Here is a 23,232-nt window from a genome sequence, read left to right on the forward strand (position 1 = left end):
AGCAAGGAAATAGCATGACCAAGAACGAAGCCATGAAGCGCATCAACGACCGGCTCGGCAAGCCCGTGTTGACCGACAAGAACACCCACTACGCCGAGGTGGTGGTGTACGGCAGCGACGAAGGCTGGTGGTTGAAGATCCCCTTCGCCGGCTTCCGCGGCGAGCTGCACTGCATCCTCAACAACAACAAGACCAAGAGCTTCCAGCACTTGAAGATCGGCGCCAACCAGATCCTCAGCCCCGGCATGAAGTTCCGCCGCAGCAGCGAGGGCACGGCCGACGCCTTCATGTCGGCGGCCAACCCCAAGCGCCTGGTCGACCTGCTCGACGGCGGCAGCAAGTACAACTTCACCAAGCACATGGTCAGCGAGTACCGCGAGCAGTCAAAGTAAGCCCCCCCCGCCCCCGGGGTCAGTGCCGACATTCGGACACGACCTCAACCATTGCTCACGCCCCCGGGGTCAGTGCCGACATTCGGACACGACCTCAACCATTGCTCATGCCAGCGAGGCTCGCTACTGCTGAGACTGTGTCCGAATGTCGGCACTGACCCCGACTGTGCGACTGTGCCGTCTTAGGCGGCCAGTCCGCCGACGATGCGTTGCAACAGGCGGTCGCTGTGCGGGCCGGCGCCGTTCCAGCCGGCCGGCAGTTGCTCCAGCTTGCGCAGCTGGGCGCGGTTGCGCTGGCGGAAGGCGTCCGCCGCCGCGCCAATATCCTGCAACAATCCCTCGGCGGCGCGCTCGATGCGCGCCCGGTCCTGCGGCGCCAGCTCGACCAGGCTGGCCAGCAGGGTCGCGCCCCACTGCAGGCGCGTGGCCGGGCCGCGCGCGCCTTGCCAGGCCCGCTCGTACCAGTCCAGCACGGCGCCGTGGTCGCCGCGCCGGCGCGCGGCGGCAGCCAAACTCAACATGAAGTAGAACGGCGCATGCGAGCCGGCCAGCTCGGCTTGCAGCAGCGCCTCGGCCTGGCGCGCCAGGCCGGCGTCGTTGAGCGCGCTGACGGCGGTGTTGAGCAGGGTGTGGCGCTCGCAAGCGTCGACGCTGTCGTCGAGCAGCGCTTGCACCTGCTGCTCGATGCCGACGCCGCGCTTGGCCGCCGGGGCGCCGAGGCGCTCGAGCCGGCCCTGCAGGCGCAGCGCGGCGAGGCGGTCGGGCCGGCCCAGCCACAAGTCCTCGGCCCAGCGGCCGGCCTGCGCGTGCAGCGCCGTGGCGGCGGCGGCGCGCTGCCCGGCGTCAAGCATCCATTTCAGCAGGCTGGCGCCGCTGTTGCAGAGGATGTCCATGTTGGCGCGGGCCGGCGCCGCGTCGGCGCACAGCGCCAACAGCTCGGCCGGGTCGGCGGCGCGTTCGGCCAGTTGCGCGTGCAAGCCCAGGCGCAGACGCGCGGCGCCGGCCGGCGCGGCGTGGTGCAGCGCGCGCAGCGTGGGCGCGAGGGCGCGCTGGCCCAGCAGGCTGGCCTCGTCGGTGTCCCAGGAGTAATGGCTGAGCAGGCTCCACTGCGCGTCGTCCAGGGTGGCGCCGGCCAGCGCCGCTTGCAGCGCGCGGGCGGCGCTGCCGCCGCCGGCGCCGAGGCGCAGGGCCAAGGCCAGCGCGGCGGCGAATTGTTCGCCGTCCAGTTCGCAGGGCAGGCGGGTGGTCTCGCCGCCGTCGGGCGCCAACAGCAGCAGCGTCGGATAGCTGCGCAGGCGGTATCGCTCGGCCAGCGCCTGGGCGCCGGCGCTGTCGCCGTCCAGCTGCACGGCGTGCAAGGCGGCCGCCTGGGCAATCACCGCCTCGTGGCCGAACACCTCGGACTTCAGGCGGTTGCAGGGCGGGCACCAGGCCGCGCCCCAGTACAACAGCAGCGGCCGGCCGTCGGCGCGGGCCCGGGCCTGCGCCTCGGCCAAGGCGCCGTCGCGCCCGCCGTCCTGCCACGCTATGCCGGCCGCCATGCGCTTATTGCTCGCGGGCCAGGGCCAGGAACTCGGTGCGCAGCGCCAGGTTCGGCTGCAGCTCGCCCAGCATGGCCGAGGTGATGGTCTCCTCGCCCGGCGTGCGGATGCCACGGCTTTCCATGCACATGTGGCGGCAACGCACCACCACGCCGACCGCCTTCGGCTCCAACACCTCCATCATCGCGTTGGCGATCTGGATCGTCATGCGCTCCTGCACCTGCAGGCGCTTGGCGAAGCAGTCGACCAGGCGGGTCAGCTTGGACAAACCGACAATCTTGCCGTTCGGTACATAGCCGATGGTGGCCTTGCCAAAGAAGGGCGCCAGGTGGTGTTCGCAGTGGCTGTAGACGGGAATGCCGCGCACCACGATCAGCTCGTTGTACTGTTCCGCGCCATCCTCGAAGGCCTTGAGCAGCTCGACCGGGTCCTGGCCGTAGCCGGAGGTCCAGTGCTTCCAGGCCTTGGCCACGCGGTGCGGCGTTTCGGCCAGGCCCGGACGGTCCGGGTCCTCGCCCAGGCTGGTGAGCAGGCGGCGCCAGTCGTTTTCCGAGAATTCTTCTTTAGACATGATGATGAAAGACCATAAAAATTACGAGTGCCGCCAGTATATAGAAAATGTCGGACCGGCATCGGCCCAGCCACGCCGCCGCCGGCGCGAGGCGGCGCGGGCGGCGGCCTAGTCGGCCGGCCGGCGCGGCCGGTGCAAGTTGAGCAGCTTGGCGGCGATCGACACCGACACCGTCATCTCCGGCCATTCGTCGTCCGGGCCGAACCAGCGGGCGTCGGCGATCTCGCTCTCGTCGACGCGGATCTCGCCGTCCAGGTAGTCGGCGGTGAAGGCGATCATCAGCGAGTGGGGGAAGGGCCAGGACTGGCTGTCGAAGTATGTCAAATTGTGCACGCGCAGGCCGACCTCCTCGTACACCTCGCGGTGCACCGCCTCCTCGATCGACTCGCCGGCCTCCAAAAAGCCGGCCAGCGCCGTGTAGCGCTTGTACGGCGAGGCCGTGTGCATGGCCAGCAGCACCGAATCGTCCTTGCGGATCAGCACCATCATGGCCGGCGAGATGCGCGGGTAGGCGCTCATGCCGCAGGCCGGGCAACGGTAGCTGCGGTCGCCCTCGGCCAGCCCCATCGGCGTGGCGCAGGCGCCGCAGAACTGGTGGGTGCGCGACCAGTCGGCCAGCTGGCTGGCGCGGCCGGCCAGGCCGAGGAACTCGTCGTCGAGCTGGCCGAACAGCGAGCGCAGCGGGTGGAAGCTGTGGCCGGCCGGCGCCACCGCGTCCAGCCCGGTCCAGGCCGTCTGGTAGTAGGACTGTTGCCATACACCAACAGCGTGCAGGCGCGCCGGCGGCAGCGCCAGCGCGGCCACCACCTCGGCCGCCGGCAGGGCCAGGCCTTCGTCGCGCAGCAACAGGCGGTCGCGCTGGAACACCATGGTCAGGGTGGAGGCGTGGGCCTGGGGCAGGATCAGCGGAACGAAGGTGGCGGGCGTTTGCAGCATGGTGGTGGGTGGTCCTGGCAAAGGTGATAGTTATTATCTTACCGTGTTTCCAATTTGATTATCTGAACCACGTAAGTCATTGTTTTCAAGCAAAGATTTGGGCAACTTTTACGGCTCAGCTCTCTCTACCGGGGCGATTGGCGGTACTATATATTTCCTGTAGGAGATATTAACCATGCCATCGATCATCCCCGGTTTAAACACCGACCAAATTCTCAGTCTGACCACCAGCCAAATCGGACTGTTGAACACGACTGACATTGCGCTCTTGTCGACCGACCAGATCGGGGTACTGACGACCGCCCAGTTGCGCGCGCTGAGCAGCACGCAGATCCGCGCCATCACCACCAGCGACATCCAGGCGCTGGGCACGGGCCAGCTTGGCGGCGGCTTCTCGACCTTGCAGATCCAGGCGCTGAGCAGCAGCCAAATGGCCAGCCTGAGCACCAACCAGCTGATCAACGGCCTCAGCTCCGACCAGTTCGGCGCCCTCGGCAGCGCGCAGATCGCCGCGCTGGGCAGCGCCCAGTTCGTGCTGCTCGGCAGCGCCGCGATCGCCGTGATGCGCACCGCGCAGATCGCCGCCATGTCGACCGCCCAGGTGCGCGCCCTGTCGACCGACCAGATCGTCGCCCTCAGCAGCGGCCAGGCCGCCGCCCTGCGCACCGCCCAGGTGGCCGCGCTCGGCAGCGACCAGATCGCCAGCATCGAGACGGCCGACCTGGTCGCCCTCGGCAGCCACCAACTCAACGCGCTGGGCAGCGCCGCCATGGCCTACCTCGGCACCGGCCAAATCGCCGCGCTCGTGTCGAGCCAGGCCAACGGCCTGAGCAGCAACCAGTTCGCCGCCCTCAACAGCGACCAGCTGGCCGCCATCGGCACGGCCAACTTCGCCGCGCTGAAGACGGCGCAGATCGCCGCCATCGGCACGCGCCAGTTCGCCACGCTGGGCAGCGACCAGATCGCCGCCCTCGGCACCCAGCAGGCCGCCGCGCTGACCACCAACCAGCTGCTGGCGCTGACCACCGACCAGCTGGCCGCGCTGGAGACGGCCGACCTGGCCGCGCTGCGCACGGTGCAGATCGCCACCCTCGGCACCGCTACGGCCGCCGCCCTCAGCACCGCCCAGATCCAGGCGCTGAGCACCGCCCAGGTGGCCGCGCTGCGCAGCGCCCAGTTGCGCGCCCTCAACAGCGACCAGATCGTCGCCCTGAGCACCCGGCAGGCCGCCGCGCTGACCACGGCGCAGCTGGCCAGCCTGGGCACCGAGCAAATCGCCGCCCTCGAAACGCAGGACTTCGCCGCCCTGAAAACGGCGCAGGTGGCCGCCCTGGGCAGCGCCCAGCTGCTGACCCTGAGCACCGACCAGATCGCCGCGCTGAGCAGCGCCCAGACCGTCGCGCTGGGCACCGCCCAGCTCGTGCTGTTCAGCAGCGCGCAGATCAACGCCCTGAGCAGCGCCAACATGGCCGTGCTGCGCAGCCAGCAGGTGGCCGCGCTGGCCACCGCCACCATCGCCGCGCTGGCCACCAGCCAGTTCGCCGCGCTCGGCAGCGCGCAGGTGCTGGCGCTGAAGACGGCGCAGATCGCCGCGCTGAGCACCGACCACATCGCTGCGCTGAGCAGCAACCAGGCCGGCGCCCTGAGCAGCCAGCAGATCGCCGCGCTGTCGACCCTGCAGTTGGGCGCGCTCGGCACCGCCGACTTCAACAGCCTGAAAACCCAGCAGATCGCCGCCCTCACCAGCAACCAGGTGGGCGCGCTCAGCACCGACCAGCTCGTCGCCCTGCGCACCGCCCAGGCCAACGCCCTCAGTTCGCAGCAACTGGCCGCGCTGGTCAGCGACCAGCTGCTGGCGCTGGAGACGGCCGACCTGGCCGCGCTGCGCAGCGCCCAGTTGGGCGGGCTCGGCAGCAAAGCCATCGCCGTGCTCAGCACCGACCAGATCGCCGCGCTGGGCAGCGCCCAGCTGCTGGCCCTGAGCACGCAACAATTGACCGGTTTGAACAGCGACCAGATCGCCGCCCTGAGCAGCAACCAGGCCGGCGCGCTGAGCACGCGGCAGATCGCCAGCCTGTCGACGGCGCAGATCGCCGCCCTCGAAACGGCCGACTTCGCCGGCCTGAAGACGGCGCAGATCGCCGCGCTGGGCACGGCCCAGCTGGCCGCCGTGGGCACCGACCAGATCGTCGCCCTGAAGACGGCGCAGGCGCAGGCCCTGGGCACGGCCCAGCTGGCCAGCCTGAGCACCGACCAGGTCGCCGCGCTGGAAACGGCCGACCTGGCCGCGCTGAAGTCGCAGCAAATCCTCGCCCTGTCGAGCAACGCCATCGCCGCGCTGGGCACCGCCCAGTTCGCCGCCATGGGCACGGCGCAGATCGCCGCGCTGGCCAGCGGCCAGCTGGCCGCGCTGGGCAGCGACCAACTCGTCGCCTTGACCACGGCCCAGGCCGGCGCCTTCGGCAGCAAGCAGATCGCCGCCCTCTCCACGCTGCAGATCAACGCGCTGGAGACGGCCGACTGGGCGGCCCTGAAAACGGCGCAGATCGCCGCCCTGACCACGGCCCAGGTGGCCTCGCTGAGCACCGACCTGATCGTCGCCCTGACCAGCGCCCAGGCCGGCGCGCTGACGGCGGCGCAACTGGGCGCGCTCAACACCGACCAGCTGGGCGCCTTCGAGACGGCCGACTTCGCCGCGCTGAAGTCGAGCCAGCTGCTCGGTCTGGGCACCAACGCCATCGCCTCGCTCAGCGTCGGCCAGGTGGCGGCACTGAAGACCTCGCAGATCGCCGACCTGAACTCGGCGCAGATCGGCGTGCTCAGCTCGGCGCAGATCGGCGCCCTCAGCACCGCCCAGGTCAACGCCCTGAGCAGCAAGCAGATCACCTGGTTCGGCAGCGCGCAGATCCCGGCGCTGACCACGGCCGATTGGGCCAGCATGAAGAGCAGCCAGCTCAACGCGCTGCGCTCGGACCAGCTGGCCGCCGTCAGCACCGAGCAGATCGCCGCGCTGACCAGCGCCCAGGCCGGCGCCTTGGCGACCCGCCTGGTGGCGCTGCTGTCGACCGACCAGGTGGCCGCGCTGGAGACGGCCGACCTGGCCGCGCTGAAAAGCCAGCAGATCAACGCGCTGGGCAGCGACCAGCTGGCCGCGCTGGCCAGCAGCCAGTGGCAGGCCTTGAAGACGGCGCAAACCGCCGCCCTCAGCACCACGCAGATGCGCGCGCTCGACAGCATGCACATCGCCGCGCTCACCACGCTGCAGGCCAGCACCCTGGGCACCGCCCAGGTGGCGGCCCTGCTCAGCGAGCAGTTGGCGGCGCTGGAGACGGCCGACCTGGCCGCCCTCAAGACACAACAGCTCAACGCCCTCTCCAGCGACCAACTGGCCAGCCTGAGCACCGACCAGATCGCCGCGCTGAGCACGCTGCAGGTGGCCAACCTGAGCACCCGCCTGCTGGCCGTGCTGGGCAGCGACCAGCTGCGCGCGCTGGAGACGGCCGACCTGGCCGCCCTCAAGACGGCGCAGGTCGCCACGCTGGGCAGCGACGCCCTCAACCTGCTCGCCAGCGACCAGCTGCAGGCGCTCACCACGGCGCAGTTGCTGGCCCTGGGCAGCGCCCAGCTGCAAGGCTTGAGCACCGGCCAGATCGCCACGCTGAGCACGCGCCAGTTCACCAGCCTGGGCACGGCGCAGATCGCCGTGCTGGCCAGCGAACAGATCGCCGCCCTCGGCAGCGCCGGCCTGGGCCTGCTGCGCACCGCCCAGATCGCCGCGCTGAAGACGGCGCAGATCGCCGCCCTCGACAGCAACCAGATCATCGCGCTGACCAGCGCGCAGGTCAGCAACCTGGGCACCGCCCAGGTCGCCGCGCTGTCGAGCGAGCAGTTGAACGCGCTGGAAAGCGCCGACTTCGCCGCGCTGCGGACGGCCCAGCTGGCCGCCATCGGCACCAGCCAGATCGCCGCCCTGGGCAGCGACCAGACCGGCGCGCTGACCTCGCTGCAAATCGCCAGCCTGAGCACCGCGCAGATCGCCGCGCTGGGCACCGCCCAGCTGCAACTGCTGCCCTCGGCCGACCTGGTGGCGCTGAAATCCCAGCAGATGGCCGCGCTGACCACGGCCCAGCTGGCCGCGCTCGGCACCGACCAGTTGCAAACGCTGAAGACAGCCCAGCTGGCCGCGCTCGGCACGGCGCAGCTGCAAGCGCTGAGCAGCGACCAGATCGTCGCCCTGACCACGCTGCAGGCGAGCAACCTGGGCACCGCCCAGATCGCCGCGCTGAGCACCGAGCAAATCGTCGCGCTGGAGACGGCCGACCTGAACGCGCTGAAAACCCAGCAGATCAACGCCCTGGGCAGCGACCAGCTCGCCGCCCTCGGCAGCGACCAGATCGTCGCGCTGAGCTCGCTGCAAATGGCCAACCTGGCGACCCGCCAGCTGGCCGCGCTGAGCACCACCCAGTTGCAGGCGCTGGAGACGGTCGACCTGATCGCGCTGAAGACGGCCCAGATCGTCGCCCTGAGCAGCGACCAGCTGGGCGCCCTGCTGACCGAGCAATTGCAAGCGATGGCCACGGCGCAAGTGGCCGCGCTGACCACGCTGCAATTCCAGGCGCTCGGCACGGGACAGATCGCCTCGTTGAGCACGCGCCAGGTCAGCGGCCTGGCCACCGCACAGATCGCCAGCATGAACAACGACCAGCTGGCCGCGCTGTGGTCCGACGAGATCGCCGCCCTGCGCACCGCGCAGATCGCCGCGCTGGGCACCGCCCAGGTCGGCCTGCTCAGCACCGACCAAATCGTCGCCCTGACCACGCTGCAGGTGTCCTCGCTGAGCACGCGCCAACTGGCCGTGCTCAACTCCGACCAGATCGGCGCGCTCGAGACGGCCGACTTCGCCGTGCTGACGGCGGCCCAGCTGTTGGCGCTCGGCACCAATCTGTTCGGCCTGCTCACCACCGACCAGCTGCAGGCCATGACGACGGCGCAGATCGCCGCGCTGTCGACCGACCAGATCCGCGCCCTGAGCAGCGACCAGCTGGTGGCGCTGACCACGCGCCAGGCCACCAGCCTGACCAGCAACCAGATCGCCGCCCTGGCCACGGCCCAGGTGGCGGTGCTGGAGACCGACGACATCGCCGCCCTGCGCGCCGCCCAGTTGACCGTGCTGGGCAGCGACCAGCTGCAAGCCCTCTCGACCGACCAGATCGTCGCCCTGACGACGGCCCAGGCCGCCGCATTGCTGACGGCGCAAATCGCCGCGCTGCGCAGCGACCAGGTGGCCGCCTTGGAGACCGACGACCTGCTGGCGCTGAAGACGGCGCAGATCGCCGCCCTCAACAGCGAGCAGCTGGCCGCGCTGACCCTCGACCAGTTGCCCAACATGGGCGCGGCGCAGATCGCCGCCCTGAACAGCGACCAGCTGCACGCGCTGGCGACGGCGCAGATCGCCGCGCTGACCACGCTGCAGGTGAGCAGCCTGGGCACGGCCCAGGTGGCCGCCCTGGGCACCGACCAAGTCAACGCCCTCGACCTGGACGACATCGCCGCCATGAAGACGGCGCAGATCGCCGCCTTGAGCAGCGACCAGATCGGCCAGTTGACGCTGGACCGCGTCGCCGCCCTGACCACCGCGCAGGCCGCCGCCCTGCAGACCCGGCAGATCGCCGCCCTCGGCACCACCCAGCTGCAGGCGCTGGAGACCGACGACCTGGCGGCGCTGCGCACGGCGCAGATCCTGGCCCTGAGCAGCGACCAGATCAACGCGCTCACCGTCGACCAGTTGCAAACCCTGGGCAGCGCCCAGCTGAACGCCTTCACCAGCGACCAGCTGCACGCGTTGACCACCGACCAGATCGTCACCCTGACCACGCTGCAGGTGGGCGGCCTGTCCTCGACCCAGCTCAACACGCTGAGCTCCGACCAGCTGGTCGCCATCGAGCTCGACGACTTGGCGGCGCTGACCACGGCGCAGATCGCCGCGCTGGCCACCGTCCAGGTCAACCAGCTGAGCCTGACGCAGATCGCCGCCCTGGGCACCGCCCAGGCGGCGGCACTGAGCACGGCGCAGATCGTCTCGCTGGGCAGCGCCCAGCTGCAGGCCATCAACAGCGACGACATCGCCGCCCTGCGCACGGCCCAGCTGGCCGCGCTGGGCACCGACCAGATCGCCGCGCTGAGCACCGACCAGGTGCGCAGCCTGGCCACCGCCCAGCTCAACGCGCTGGCCTCGGCGCAGATGGCGGCGCTGGGCAGCGACCAGATCGCCGTGCTGTCGACGCTGCAGGTGGCCAACCTGGCGACGCGCCAGATCGCCGGCCTGCGCAGCGAGCAGATCGCCGTGCTCAACACCGACGACTTCGCCGTGCTCAGCAGCACGCAGATCGGCGCCTTGAGCGCCAGCCAGTTCGGCGCCGTCACCACCGACCAGATGGTCGCCCTGAGCAGCATGCAGGCCGCCGCGCTGGGCACCGGCCAGGTCGCCATGCTCAACAGCGACCAGCTCAACGCGCTGGAGAGCGCCGACTTCGCCGCCCTGGGCAGCAACCAGGTGGCCGCCATCACCACGGCCGACATCGCCGCCCTGACGACCACCCTGTTCAGCGTGCTCGGCAGCGGCCAGATCGCCGGCCTGGGCAGCGCGCAGATCGCCGCCCTCTCCACCGACCACATGGTCGCCCTGCAGACGGCCCAGGCGGCCGCCCTGTCGACCGCGCAGATCGCCGCCCTGTCGACCGACCAGGTGGCCGCGCTGGAAACGGCCGACCTGAACGCGCTGCACGGCAACCAGCTCGCCTCGCTCAGCTCCGACCAGTTCGGCGCCCTGACCAGCGACCAGCTCAACGCCCTCTCGACCAGCGCGCTCGCCGGCCTCAGCCCGCAACTGCTGGCGAACGGCCTGAGCACGGCGCAGGTGGCCGCCCTGGCCACGGCGCAGGTCGCCGCGCTGGCCTCGGCGCAGCTCGCCGCGCTGAGCAGCACGCAGCTGGCCGCGCTCAGCACCGATCAATTCGGCGTGCTCAGCACGGCCGCCGTCGCCGCCCTGGGCAGCGACCAGTTCGCCAGTTTGTCGACCGACCAGATCGCCGCCCTCAGCACGCGCCAAACCCGCGCCCTGGGCGGCACGCAGATCGGCGCCCTCAACAGCGACCAGATCGCCGCCCTGGAGACGGCCGACCTGGCCGCGCTGGCCACCAGCCAGCTCAACCTGCTGCGCAGCGAGCAGTTGCAGGCGCTGCGCACCGAGCAGTTGGCCAGCCTGGCCACCAGCCAGATCGCCGCGCTGTCCACCAGCCTCATCCACAACGGCCTCTCCACCGACCAGATCGTCGCCCTGGGCACCGCCCAGGCCGCCGCGCTGGGCAGCGCCCAGGTGGCGGCCCTCAACACCGACCAGATCGCCGCGCTGGAGACGGCCGACCTGGCCGCGCTGGCGACGCGCCAGATCGCCGCCCTCGGCAGCGAGCAGATCGGCGCGCTCGGCAGCGACCAGCTCAACGCCCTGGGCAGCGGCCAGTTCGCCGCGCTCGGCACCGGCCAGTTGCTGTACGGCCTGAGCACGCTGCAACTGAGCGCGCTCGACACCGCCCACATCGCCGCCTTGAGCACGGCGCAACTGGCCTACGGCCTGAGCACCGACGCCCTGCAAGCCCTGCAAACGGGGCAGATCGCCGCGCTGCGCTCGGCCCAGATCGCCGCGCTGGGCAGCAACCAGGCCGCCAGCCTGAACACGCAACAGATCAGCTTGCTCAACTCCGACCAGCTGCCCGGCCTGACCACCGCGCAGATGGGCGCGCTGAGCGCCGACCAGTTGGCCGCCCTGAGCACCGACCAGATCGTCGCCATCGACACCCAGGACATCGCCGCGCTGAGCAGCAACCAGTTCAGCGGCCTGTCGACCAGCCAGACGGCGGCGCTGACCACCGCCCAGGTGCGCGGCCTGGGCACCGGCCAGATCGCCGCCGTGGCGCCGGCCCAGATCGCCGCCTTCGGCAGCGCGCAGTTGCAGGCGCTGAGCACGGCCCAGGTCTACTCGCTGCAGGTCGACAGCCTGGTGGCGCTCAACTCCGACCAGCTCGGCGCGCTGAGCAGCGGCCAGATCGTCGCCCTCGGCACGCTGCAAATCTCCAGCCTCGGGCTGGGCCAGGTGCCGACGCTCAACACCAGCCAGGTGCAGGCGCTGACCAGCCTGCAGATCGGCGCCCTCACGGCCGACCAGATGCTGGCGCTGAGCAGCGGCCAGATCGCCGCCCTGCGCACCGCGCAGATCGGCTACCTGAGCGCGCTGCAACTGCCGGCCCTGTCGAACGGCCAGGTGCAGGCGCTGACCACGGCGCAACTGGCCTCGATCAAGCTGAGCCAGATCACCCAGCTCACCGTCGACCAGGTCGGCGCGCTGTCGACCGACCAGCTGGTGGCGCTGACCGCCTCGCAGATCCTGACGCTGACCAACACGCAGATCGAGGCGCTGAGCGCGCCGCAGGCCGGCGCGCTGACCACCACGCAGATGCAGGCGCTGAAGAACGCGCAGATCGCCGTGCTGTCGATCGACCAGATCGGCGCCTTCAGCACCACCCAGTTGGCGGCCTGGAGCACCACCCAGCTGGGCGCCCTGACGACGACCCAGATCGGCTACCTGTCGACCACGCAGATCGCCGGCCTGAGCAACGCCCAGATCACCGGCCTGAAGACCAGCCAGCTGCTGGCCTTCAGCGTCGACCAGATCGCCGCGCTGACGGCCGGCCAGATGCCCTTCCTCAGCAACGCCGGCCTGGGCGCGCTGGGCACGCTGCAAATCACCGCGCTCGAGACGGCCGACCTGGCCGCCCTGAGCACGGCGCAGATCGCCGCCTTCACCAACACCCAGGTGGCCGCCATGACGCTGGCGCAGACCATGGCGCTGGACCCCTCGTCGTCGCGCTACGCCACGCCGCTCGTGCTCGACCTGGACGGCAACGGCGTCTCGACCCTGGGCGCCGACGCCGGCGTGCGCTTCGACATCTACGCCGACGGCAAGGCGGTCAACACCGGCTGGGCGGCGCCGCGCGACGGCCTGCTCGCGCTCGACCGCAACGGCGACGGCCAAATCAACGACGGCGGCGAACTGTTCGGCAGCGCCACCACGCTGGCCAACGGCGCCAGGGCGGACGACGGCTACACCGCCCTGGCCGAGCTCGACAGCAACAAGGACGGCCAGATCAGCAGCGCCGACGCGGCCTTCGGCGCGCTGCGAGTGTGGGTCGACGGCAACAGCGACGGCCTCAGCCAGGCCGCCGAGCTGCTCGGCCTGGACGCGCTGGGCATCAGCTCGATCAGCACCCGCGCCGAGGCCAGCGCCACGCTGCAAAACGGCAACCGCATCGGCCTGACGTCGAGCTACCAGACCAGCGACGGCCTCAGCCATGCCAGCGCCGACGTCTGGTTCCTCGCCCAGCGCGACAGCGGCGCGCTGCAACAGCGCGTCGGCCAGTTGAGCGAGACGCTGCGCCAGTACGGCGACGGCGCGGCGGTGGCGCCGGCGGCCGGCAGCCCGGCCACCCCGGCCCAGCTGCTGCAAAGCGCCACCCACGCGGCGCAACCGGCGCGCGCCATGGCGGCCGCGCTGGAACGCTACGCCGCGCACGGCCTGCCGGCCCTGGCGCCGCTGGCCGACGGCGGCGCCGGCAACAAGCCCGGCGAGTTCAAGCCGCAGGCCGACGGCTGGTTCGCCGTGCCGAAGCGTTGACGCCGGCGGCGCCCCGCCTTGGCGCGCCGCCTTGGCGCCCCGCCTTGGCGGGGCGCTAGTGTTGCTCTGGAGCCAAAAACTTGCCCCAGCCAGAGCGACAAAAGGTATGATAGACACTTCCTTTAGGCGTCCGCCGCGCCGATAGTTTGCGCCTGCCCGAAACGACCAACCAGCCATCTGCCCATGACCGCTCAAGCCTCCCAAACCGTCCCGAACGTGCTGCAACTGGCCGCCAGCGGCGCCATGTCGATCACCGATCTGTTCGGCGCCGCCGCCCAACTGCAGGAGCACGGCCAGCTCGACGCCGCCATCGCCCTGTACCGGCTGTGGCTCGACCACACCGTCACGCCGCTGGCCTACGCCGCCTGCTTCAACCTGGCCGTGACCGTCTCGGCGGCGGGCGACGACCTCGGCGCCGAGGCGATCTACCGCCGCGCCATCGCGCTCAACCCCGGCTTCGTCGAGGCGCGCCTGAACCTGGGCACCCTGCTCGAGCGGCTCAATCGGCCCGACGAGGCGCTGGCCACCTGGCGCGAGATCCTCACGCCGGCGGTGCAGCCCGACGTCAGCGCCAACCGCCCGCTCTACCTGCAAACGCTCAACAACCTGGGCCGCCTGCTGGAGATCCGCAAACAGTACCCGGCCGCCGAGGCGATGCTGGCGCGCAGCCTGCGGGTCGACCCGCAGCAGGCCAACGTCATGACCCACTGGGTGCACCTGCGCCAGAAGCAGTGCGAATGGCCGGTCTACAGCGGCCTCGAACACATCTCCACCGCCACCATGATGGACGGCACCTCGGCGCTGGCCATGCTCAGCGCCTCGGCCGACCCGGCCCAGCAGCTGGCCGCCGCGCGCCGCTTCGTCAACGAGAAGGTCAACGCCGCCGTCGCGCCGCTGACCGGCGCCTACGGCTACGCCCACCCGCGCCTGCGCATCGGCTACCTGTCGTCGGACTTCTGCTCGCACGCCGTGTCCATCCTCACCGCCGAGCTGTACGAGCTGCACGACCGCAGCAAGGTCGAGGTGTACGCCTTCAGCTGGAGCCGCGAGGACCATTCGCCGATCCGCGCCCGCGTGGTCAAGGCGATGGACCACTACATCCGCATCGACGCCATGAGCGACGAGCAGGCGGCGCGCTGCATCCGCACCCACGAGATCGACATCCTGGTCGACCTGCACGGCCTGACCCTGGGCGCGCGGCCCAACATCCTGGCCTTCCGCCCGGCGCCGGTGCAGATGACCTACCTCGGCTTCCCCGGCACCACCGGCCTGCCCGGCGTCGACTACGTGCTGGCCGACGAGTTCCTCATCCCGCCCGAGCTGGCCGCCAACTACACCGAAAAGCCGCTCTACCTGCCCGACACCTTCCAGATCAACGACCGCCAGCGCCTGATCGCCGCCCGCCCCAGCCGCGCCAGCGTGCAGCTGCCCGACGACGCCTTCGTCTTCTGCTCGTTCAACAACAACTTCAAGTTCACCCCCGAGGTGTTCGGCGTCTGGATGGCCATCCTCCGGCGCGTGCCCAACAGCGTGCTGTGGCTGGTGGCCGACTACGACGAGGTGCGCGAGAACCTGTGGCGCCACGCCGAGCAGGCCGGCATCGAACGCAGCCGGCTGATCTTCGCCACCCGCGCCGTGCCGGCCGAGTACCTGGCGCGCTACCAGCTGGCCGACCTGTTCCTCGACACCTACCCCTTCAACGCCGGCACCACCGCCAGCGACGCGCTGTGGGCCGGCCTGCCGCTGCTCACCTGCGCCGGCAGCACCTTCGCCTCGCGCATGGCCGGCAGCCTGCTGCGCGCCGTCAACCTGGCGCAGCTGATCACCTACGACTTCGCCGCCTACGAGGAGCTGGCCGTCGAACTGGCCAACGACCCCGAGCGCATCGCCGCCATGAAGCGCCAGTTGGCCGAGCAGCGCCAAACCTGCGCCCTGTTCGACAGCCCGCGCTTCGTGCGCAACCTGGAGGCGGTGATGCAGCGCGTCGCCAAGCCGGCCGCGCCGCGCCTGGCCGCGCCGCACGCGCCGCAGGCGCCGGCCGTGTCGCACGCCGCCCCGGCGCCGATCGAGGACATCCCGATCATCACCGTGTCCTACAACGCGCCCGACCTGATCGCCGCGCTGCTCGGCTCGCTGCGCAAGTTCTACACCAACCGCGTCTACATCGTCGACGGCTCCAACCCCGACGTGGCCGAACAGATCCGCGCCGTCGCCGCGCGCTTCGACAACGTCGAGTTCATCCCCTTCGGCTACAACATCCACCACGGCCCCGGCCTGGCCTGGGCCATCAACCATCTCGGCCTGAACGGCGAGGTGCTGTTCCTCGACTCGGACGTCGAGATCGTCAACCCCGGCTTCCTCGAATCGCTGCGCAGCCACCTGCGCCCCGGCATGTACGGCGTCGGCGGCATCCAGCCGGTCAACGAGCAGGGCTACGACCGCGCCGACGGCGTGGTGCGCTACCTGCACCCGGCCTGCATGCTGACCAACATCGACGTGGTGCGCCAGTGGCCGATGCCGATCAAGCACGGCGCGCCGCTGATCGCCACCATGCTGGCGATCCACCGCGCCGGCCGCCCCGAGCTGATCGGCACCATCGACTGGGTCTCCAACGACTTCAGCCGCGACCCCAAGCGCGTCTACATCAAGCACGACTGGCAGGGCACGGTGATCCGCACCGGCGGCTACCACTACGACATGCCGACCGCCACCACGCAGATCAACGCCGACCTGCTGTCCTTCGTGCCGCTCGAGGCCGGCAAGCTGGTCGAACTGGGCTGCCGCGACGGCGCCTTCGCCAAGGCCTACAAGGCGCGCAACCCGATCTGCGACTACACCGGCATCGAACGCGCCCCCGGCCTGGCCCACGCCGCCCGGCCGCACTGCGAGTTCGTCTTCAACCAGGACATCGAGCACGCCGGCGCCGAGCTGTGGGACCACGTCAAGGGCGCCGACTGCTGGGTGCTCGACGAGGCGCTGGAACAGCTCAACGACCCCTGGACCCTGCTGGCCAAGATCCGCGCCAACATGGCGCCGGGCGGCCGCCTGATCGCGGCGATGCGCAACTTCCAGCACTGGAGCACCCAGGCCCACCTGAACGCCGGCGACCTGCGCTACCAACCCGGCGCCGCGCTCGACCCGGCGCGCCTGCGCCTGTTCACCCGCGGCGCCATGCTCGACATGTTCCAGCGCGCCGGCTTCCAGGTCAGCGGCGGCAGCGCCCGCATCCTCGACGAGCCGGCGCGCGAGAAATACCTGCCGGCGATCCGCCTGATGGCCCAGGCCAGCGGCATCGACCCGGTCATCGCCGTCGAGGACGCGCTGCCGTGGCAGTACATCCTCGCCCTCGTCGCCGTCTGAGCCGGACCGCCGTCCGCGCCGCCCGCCAAGGCGGCGCGGCCCATCCCCAGGAGCACCGCATTCCATGAGCCATCCAAAAGTCAGCATCGTCATCCCGTCGTACAAGCCGGCCCACTTCGAGCAGTGCCTCAAGTCGGCCATCGGCCAGACCTACCCGAACACCGAGATCCTGGTCAGCGACAACTGCCCCAGCGAGGAGATCCGCGACATCTGCGCCCGCTACCCCGGCGTGATCTACCAGCGCAGCACGGCGCTGCGCGAGGCCAACCTGCTGTCCTGCTTCTACTCCGGCAAGGGCCACTTCATCAAGCCGCTGTTCGACGACGACATCCTGCACCCGTTCTGCGTCGAGCGCATGGTGGCGGTGATGAACATGGACCCGCAGACCCAGCTGGTGTTCTCGGCCAGCCAGGTGATCAACTCGGACAACGAGCGCACCGAGACGCGCCGCCCCTACCAGGCCAGCGGCAGCATGCCGGGGCGCGACATGCACCGCTCGATGGCGCTGGGCATGTGCAACTTCATCGGCGAGCTGACCAGCATCATGTTCCGCCGCGAGCAGCTGTGGAACATCGGCTGGCGCGAGCTGTTCCGCATCGGCAGCCACGACTTCACGCTCGGCCTGGCCGACGTCGCCGCCTACTGCAACCTGGTCAAGGGCGGCAACGCCTTCTACATCGACGAGGAGCTGACCTACTTCCGCCGCGACCAGCGCCTGCAGTCGAACTCCAACCCGAACTCCAACCCGAACTTCGGCAACTGCTTCTCCGACTACATCGACCTGCTGATGGTGTCGCACGAGGGCGGCCAGATCAGCCGCGCCGAACTGCTCGAGCTGGGGCCGCAGGTGGACGCCGTCTGCGTCCGCCTGGGCAACGTGTTCGAACAGATGGCGCGCGCCCGCCAGCGCTACCTCGACTACTGCGCCGCCCTGGCGGCCGACTAACCGCATCCCCGGAGGCCCAGCATGCAAATCCTCGACCAATGCCAGTTGATCGACCTGCCCAAGCACCACGACCCGCGCGGCAACCTGTCGGTGATCGAGGGCGGCGTCCACATCCCCTTCGACATCAAGCGGGTCTACTACCTGTACGACGTGCCGGGCGGCTCGGCGCGCGCCGGCCACGGCCACATCGAGCTGCAGCAGCTGTTCATCGCCATGTCGGGCAGCTTCGACATCACCGTCGACGACGGCTATAGCCGCAAGAAGATCCAGCTGAACCGCTCCTACCATGGCCTGTACGTGCCCGGCATGATGTGGCGCGAGGTCGACAACTTCTCCTCCGGCGCGGTGTGCCTGGTGCTGGCCTCGACCCTGTACGACCCGAACGACTACTACCACGACTACGACGAGTTCGTCGCCGCCGCCCACCGCCACCGCGAAGGCGGCACCAACCTGCGAGACACCAAATGAGCGTTCCCTTCCTCGATCTGAAAGCGATCAACCTGTCCCAGGCCGACGAGCTCGAGGCCGCCTTCAAGCGCGTGCTGCACTCCGGCTGGTACGTGCTGGGCGGCGAGACGGCCGCCTTCGAAACCGCCTTCGCCGCCTACAGCGACAGCCGCCACTGCGTCGGCGTGGCCAACGGCCTCGACGCCATCTTCCTGATCCTCAAGGCCTACGGCATCGGCCCGGGCGACGAGGTGATCGTGCCGTCCAACACCTTCATCGCCACCTGGCTGGCGGTCAGCCACTGCGGCGCCACGCCAGTGCCGGTCGAACCGGTCGAGGGCGGCTTCAACCTTGATCCGGCGCGCCTCGAGGCGGCCATCACGCCGCGCACCAAGGCCATCATGCCGGTGCACCTGTACGGCCAGACGGCCGACATGGCGCCCATCGTCGCGCTGGCCCGGCGCCACGGCCTGAAGGTGATCGAGGACGCCGCCCAGGCGCACGGCGCGCGCTACCACGGCGAACGCGCCGGCCAGCTGGGCGACGCCGCCGCCTTCAGCTTCTACCCCGGCAAGAACCTCGGCGCCCTGGGCGACGGCGGCGCCGTCACCAGCAACGACGCCGAGCTGATCGAACGCATCCGCACGCTGCGCAACTACGGCTCCAAGGTCAAGTACTACAACGAGGTGGCCGGCTACAACTCGCGCCTCGACGAGCTGCAGGCCGCCCTGCTCAACGTCAAGCTGGCCCGGCTCGACGTCGACAACGCGCGCCGCCGCGAAATCGCCGCCATCTACAACGAGCGCCTGGCCGGCATCGCCGGTCTGCAACTGCCGCACGTGCCGGCGTGGGCAGAACCGGTCTGGCACCTGTACGTGGTGCGCCACGCCGGCCGCGACGCGCTGGCCAAGGCGCTGGCCGAGCGCGGCATCGGCACCATCGTCCACTACCCGGTGCCGCCGCACCTGCAGCCGGCCTACGCCGCCATGGGCCTGCGCCAAGGCGACTTGCCGCTGGCCGAGGCGATCCACCGCGAGGTGCTCAGCCTGCCGATCGGCCCGACCATGACGGACGCCGAGGCCGTCGAGGTGGCCGACGCCGTGCGCGCCATCCTCGCCGCCTGAGGAGGGCCGCCATGATCCATCCCAGCGCCATCGTCGCGCCCGGCGCCAAGCTGGGCGCCAACGTCAGCGTCGGCCCGTTCAGCATCATCCACGCCAACGTCGAGATCGGCGCCGGCTCGGTGATCGACGCCTATTGCGAGATCGGCTACCCGACCCCGCTGGCCGACGGCCTGCCGCTGCGCATCGGCGCCGGTGCGCGCATCCGCTCGCACTCGGTGTTCTACCAGGGTTCGAGCTTCGGCGAGCGGCTGGTCACCGGCCACCGCGTCACCGTGCGCGAAAAAACCACCGCCGGCGTCGCCTTCCAGATCGGCACCATGAACGAGATCCAGGGCGACTGCACCATCGGCGACCACGTGCGCTGCCAGTCCAACGTCTTCATCGGCAAGATGACCACCATCGGCGACTTCGTCTGGCTGTTCCCCTACGTGGTGCTGACCAACGACCCGCACCCGCCGAGCAACCTGCTGCTCGGCTGCCAGATCGGCGACTACGCCGCGATCGCCGCCATGTCGGTGGTGCTGCCCGGCGTCAAGGTGGGACGCCACGCCCTGGTCGCCGCCGCCAGCAAGGTGCACCGCGATGTCGCCCCGGCCACCGTGGTCGGCGGCAATCCGGCGCGCTACCTGTGCGACACCAGCACCATCCACCTGCGCGACGGCACGGAGCGGCCGGCCTACCCGTGGACCACGCACTTCCGCCGCGGCTATCCGGCCGAGGTCACCGCCGGCTGGGACGCGCCGGCCGAACTGGACGGGCAGGACACGCCGCCGTAACGGCGGCCGGCGCCATGACCCAGCAGCTGAACGCCGCCATGGCCGCCGGCAACGTGGCCGAGGCCGCCACCTTGGCCTTCGCCCTGGCCGGCCTGGGCGAGCTGCCCATCGCCGAACTGTTCGGCATCGCCGGCATGCTGGCCACCCAGGGCCGCGGCGAACAGGCCGACGCGCTCTACCGCCTGTGGCTGCGCCGCACCGACTCGCCGCTGCTGTACGCCGGCTGGTACAACCTGGCCGTGCTGCAGGTGCAGGCCGGCGACGAGCGCGGCGCCGAGCAGTCCTACCGCGCCGCCCTGGCGCTGCGCGAGGACTTCACCGAGGCCGGCCTCGGCCTGGGCTCGCTGCTCGAACGGGCGCGCCGCTACGACGCCGCGCTCGAGCAGTGGCGCCAGACGCTGGAGCGGGTCGAGCCGGCCGCGCCCAACCACGCCGCGCTGCAGGTCCAGCTGCTCAACAACATCGGCCGCGTCTGCGAGAACCAGCAACGCCACCACGAGGCCGAGCAGGCCTTCGCCGACAGCCTGCGCCTGAATCCCCGGCAGGCGCCGGTGATCACCCACTGGGTCCACCTGCGCCAGAAGCAGTGCGCCTGGCCGGTGCTGGCGCCGCTGCCCGGCCTGGGCGAGGCCGAGCTGCTCGGCGCCACCTCGGCGCTGGCCACGCTCAGCGCCAGCGACGACCCGGCCGTGCAGCTGGCCGCCGCGCGCCGCTACGTCAAGGACAAGGTGCTGGCCGGTGTGGCGCCGCTGGCCGAGTCGCGCGGCTACCGCCACCGCCGGCTGCGCGTCGGCTACCTGTCGTCCGACTTCTGCGCGCACGCCGTGACCATCCTCACCGCCGAGCTGTACCAACTGCACGACCGCGCCCTGGTCGAGGTGTTCGGCTTCTGCTGGAGCCGCGAGGACGGCTCCGGCCTGCGCGCCCGCGTGCTGCACGGCATGGACCAGCACGTGCGCATCGGCGAGATGAGCGACGAGCAGGCGGCGCGCTGCATCCGCTCGCACGAGATCGACATCCTGGTCGACCTGCACGGCCTGACCCTGGGCGCCCGCCACGACATCCTGTCCTGGCGCCCGGCGCCGGTGCAGATCGCCTGGCTGGGCTATCCCGGCAGCAGCGCCATGGCCAGCATCGACTACGTGCTGGCCGACCCCTTCGTGCTGCCGCCGGCGCTGGCGCCGCACTTCAGCGAGCAGCCGCTGTACCTGCCCGACACCTTCCAGGTCAACGACCGCCAGCGCCTGGTCGGGCCGCGCCCGAGCCGGGCCGACTGCGGCCTGCCGGCCGAGGGCTTCGTCTTCTGCTGCTTCAACAACAACCACAAGCTGACCCCCGAACAGTTCGCCAGCTGGATGCGCATCCTGCAGCGCGTGCCGGCCAGCGTGCTGTGGCTGGTGGCCGACAGCGAGCAGGTGCGCGACAACCTGCGCATGGCCGCGCTGCGCCACGGCCTGCCCAGCGAGCGCCTGGTGTTCGCCGAACGCGCCCTGCCGTCCGACTACCTGGCGCGCTACCGGGCGGCCGACCTGTTCCTCGACACCCTGCCCTTCAACGCCGGCACCACCGCCAGCGACGCGCTGTGGGCCGGCCTGCCGCTGCTGACGCGCGCCGGGCGCAGCTTCGCCGGCCGCATGGCCGGCAGCCTGCTGCACGCCGTCGGCCTGCCCGAGCTGGTCACCGACAGCGTGCAGGACTACGAGGACACGGCGGTGCGCCTGGCCGGCGCGCCGGCCGAGCTGGCCGCGCTGCGCCGCCGCCTGGCCGCCAACCGCGACAGCAGCGCGCTGTTCGACAGCCCGCGCTTCGTGCGCAACCTGGAGCGGCTCTACCTGCGTGTGGCGCGCGGCAGCCTGCTGGCGGCCGACGCCGGCGCCGACTCCGACGCCACCGAGGGCGCCGGCGGGACGGCGCTCGCCCTGGCGCTGCCGCTGCCGCCGCCGCTGGTCAGCATCCTGCTGCCGGTGAGCGGCGCCGACGGTCTGCTGGCGACGCTGACCAGCGCGCTGGCACAAAGCTACACGCCGTGCGAGATCGTGGTCAGCGACAGCAGCGCCGACGGCGTCTGCCGCGCCCTGCTGGCGCCGTATCTGCGCGGCGCCGACGGCGACGGCGCGATGCCGCGGCTGCGCTACAGCCACGCCGCCGGCCTGGCCCCGGCCGACAACCTGAACCACTGCCTGGCGCTGGCGCTGGGCCAGTACCTCGCCTGCGCCGAGGCCGGCGAGACCCTGCACGCCGACAAGGTGGCCCGCATGCTGCGCTGCTACCTGGACTACCCCGCCATCGGCCTGGTGCTGTGCTGGCGCCAGCCGCGCGACGGCGCCGGCGCCGACCTGCCGGGCCAGCCCATGTTCGGCATCGACACGGCGGTCGGCGGCGCCTCGCTGGCGGCGCTGCTGCTCGGCGGCGAGGCCGGCGCGGCCGCTACCGAGCTATGCGAGCCGGGCGCCATGCTGCTGCGCCGCGCCGACATCGGCGCCACGCTGGGCCGCTACCAGGGCCGCCAGTACCACCAGCTGGGCGGCCTGGCCACGCTGCTGACGGCGCTGGCCGGGCGCGACTGCGTCTACCTGCCGCAGCAGCTGGGCAGCTATGTGCCGCCGGCGGCGCCGGCCGATGCCGGCGGCGGCCCGGCGCGCACGCTGGCGCGCGCACTGGAGGGCCTGAACCTGTTGTACGACGCCCACGGCCTGCTGGCCGACGACGCGGCGCGCTTCAAGACGCTGCTGGCGGGCCGCCTGGCCGCCCTGGCCGCCCTGCTCACGGGCACACACGCCACGCTCGGCGCCGACCAGGCGCAGATCGACGAGCTTTGCCGCCTGATGCAGCAGGGTTACCGCCTGTTGCTGAGCGACTGAGCCAAGTACATACACACTTTTATATCATTAATAGCCGTCTTTTTAGGCATATTGATGATACTTTACTGTGTATATAATCATCGGAATATTCGTTATCAGTAGGAGCAATCCAGATGGACAAACGCTTCAAGCCGCGTTCGCCCAGTGAAGAACTGCTGGCTCGCCGCGCCTTGGCCGACGAGCTAGCCGCCGACCCGGCCATGCCAATTCCCGCCGTGATCCACAAGATCCGCACCAGCCTGCGCCTGACGATAGCCGAGTACGCCAGGCTGTGCGGCGTGTCGGCAAGGACCCTGCAGGACATCGAGCGTGAAGAATCGAGCCCCACGCTGGCGACCGCCGAAAAATTGCTGCATCCCATGGGCATGGTGCCGTGCGCGGTAGCCAACCCGCGCCGCCGCTAGGCCCGGAAAATTCTCTGCGCTAATCCGCAAGGCAGATTTTTAAGGGATCTCCAACGCGCCCGGGAGGCCGGCGAACCCCACAGTCGAAGAGCTGGGGTCTGACCCTAATGCCGTTGACTTAAGCAATCGATAGCGGTTGTAAACGCG

At 70.7% G+C, this 23,232-nt stretch carries 12 protein-coding genes; 9 read left to right on the forward strand and 3 right to left on the reverse strand.

Annotated elements, in window-relative coordinates:
- Nucleotides 1-14: 14 nt before the first annotated feature.
- Nucleotides 15-392, forward strand: a complete 378-nt coding sequence (locus BM252_RS26995) for a hypothetical protein (RefSeq protein WP_093390763.1) — start codon at nt 15-17, stop codon at nt 390-392.
- Between the two features lie 182 nt (nt 393-574).
- Here the strand turns inward: BM252_RS26995 and BM252_RS27000 are convergent, their stop codons facing one another.
- From BM252_RS27000 to nudC, 3 genes are all read right to left on the reverse strand, one after another.
- Nucleotides 575-1,933 (reverse strand): thioredoxin family protein, encoded by a 1,359-nt coding sequence (locus tag BM252_RS27000; protein WP_093390764.1) that lies wholly within the window; start codon nt 1,931-1,933, stop codon nt 575-577.
- Nucleotides 1,934-1,937: 4 nt separating this feature from the next.
- A complete protein-coding gene (gene folE / locus BM252_RS27005) occupies nt 1,938-2,504 on the reverse strand; it encodes a GTP cyclohydrolase I FolE (RefSeq protein WP_093390765.1) in 567 nt (188 codons plus the stop codon).
- Nucleotides 2,505-2,612: 108 nt separating this feature from the next.
- Nucleotides 2,613-3,440 carry an NAD(+) diphosphatase gene (nudC, locus tag BM252_RS27010; protein WP_093390766.1) on the reverse strand — a complete coding sequence of 276 codons (828 nt, stop codon included), beginning with the start codon at nt 3,438-3,440 and terminating at the stop codon, nt 2,613-2,615.
- Nucleotides 3,441-3,615: 175 nt separating this feature from the next.
- Between nudC and BM252_RS27015 the strand changes: the two genes are divergently transcribed.
- The 8 genes from BM252_RS27015 (at nt 3,616) to BM252_RS27050 (ending at nt 23,085) form a co-directional block, all read left to right on the forward strand.
- Nucleotides 3,616-13,167, forward strand: a complete 9,552-nt coding sequence (locus tag BM252_RS27015) for a hypothetical protein (RefSeq protein ID WP_139236772.1) — start codon at nt 3,616-3,618, stop codon at nt 13,165-13,167.
- A 183-nt stretch (nt 13,168-13,350) separates the two neighbouring features.
- Nucleotides 13,351-16,527: an O-linked N-acetylglucosamine transferase family protein gene (locus tag BM252_RS27020; RefSeq protein WP_093390768.1), complete on the forward strand. Its 3,177-nt coding sequence runs from the start codon at nt 13,351-13,353 to the stop codon at nt 16,525-16,527.
- A 64-nt stretch (nt 16,528-16,591) separates the two neighbouring features.
- The gene (locus BM252_RS27025) at nt 16,592-17,473 is read left to right on the forward strand and encodes a glycosyltransferase (protein WP_093390769.1); all 882 of its coding nucleotides are present in this window, start codon (nt 16,592-16,594) and stop codon (nt 17,471-17,473) included.
- Between the two features lie 21 nt (nt 17,474-17,494).
- Nucleotides 17,495-17,941 (forward strand): sugar 3,4-ketoisomerase, encoded by a 447-nt coding sequence (locus BM252_RS27030; protein ID WP_093390770.1) that lies wholly within the window; start codon nt 17,495-17,497, stop codon nt 17,939-17,941.
- Nucleotides 17,938-19,044, forward strand: coding sequence for a DegT/DnrJ/EryC1/StrS family aminotransferase (locus BM252_RS27035; RefSeq protein ID WP_093390771.1), 1,107 nt, complete (start codon nt 17,938-17,940; stop codon nt 19,042-19,044). The genes BM252_RS27030 and BM252_RS27035 overlap by 4 nt, the downstream gene beginning before the upstream one ends.
- A gap of 11 nt (nt 19,045-19,055) precedes the next feature.
- A complete protein-coding gene (locus BM252_RS27040) occupies nt 19,056-19,820 on the forward strand; it encodes an acyl-ACP--UDP-N-acetylglucosamine O-acyltransferase family protein (RefSeq protein WP_093390772.1) in 765 nt (254 codons plus the stop codon).
- A gap of 14 nt (nt 19,821-19,834) precedes the next feature.
- A complete protein-coding gene (locus BM252_RS27045) occupies nt 19,835-22,681 on the forward strand; it encodes an O-linked N-acetylglucosamine transferase family protein (protein ID WP_093390773.1) in 2,847 nt (948 codons plus the stop codon).
- Between the two features lie 113 nt (nt 22,682-22,794).
- Nucleotides 22,795-23,085, forward strand: a complete 291-nt coding sequence (locus BM252_RS27050) for a helix-turn-helix domain-containing protein (protein WP_093390774.1) — start codon at nt 22,795-22,797, stop codon at nt 23,083-23,085.
- Nucleotides 23,086-23,232: the final 147 nt, after the last annotated feature.

Origin of the sequence: Rugamonas rubra (assembly GCF_900114705.1) — a bacterium.
In the GTDB taxonomy this organism is placed as follows: domain Bacteria; phylum Pseudomonadota; class Gammaproteobacteria; order Burkholderiales; family Burkholderiaceae_D; genus Rugamonas; species Rugamonas rubra.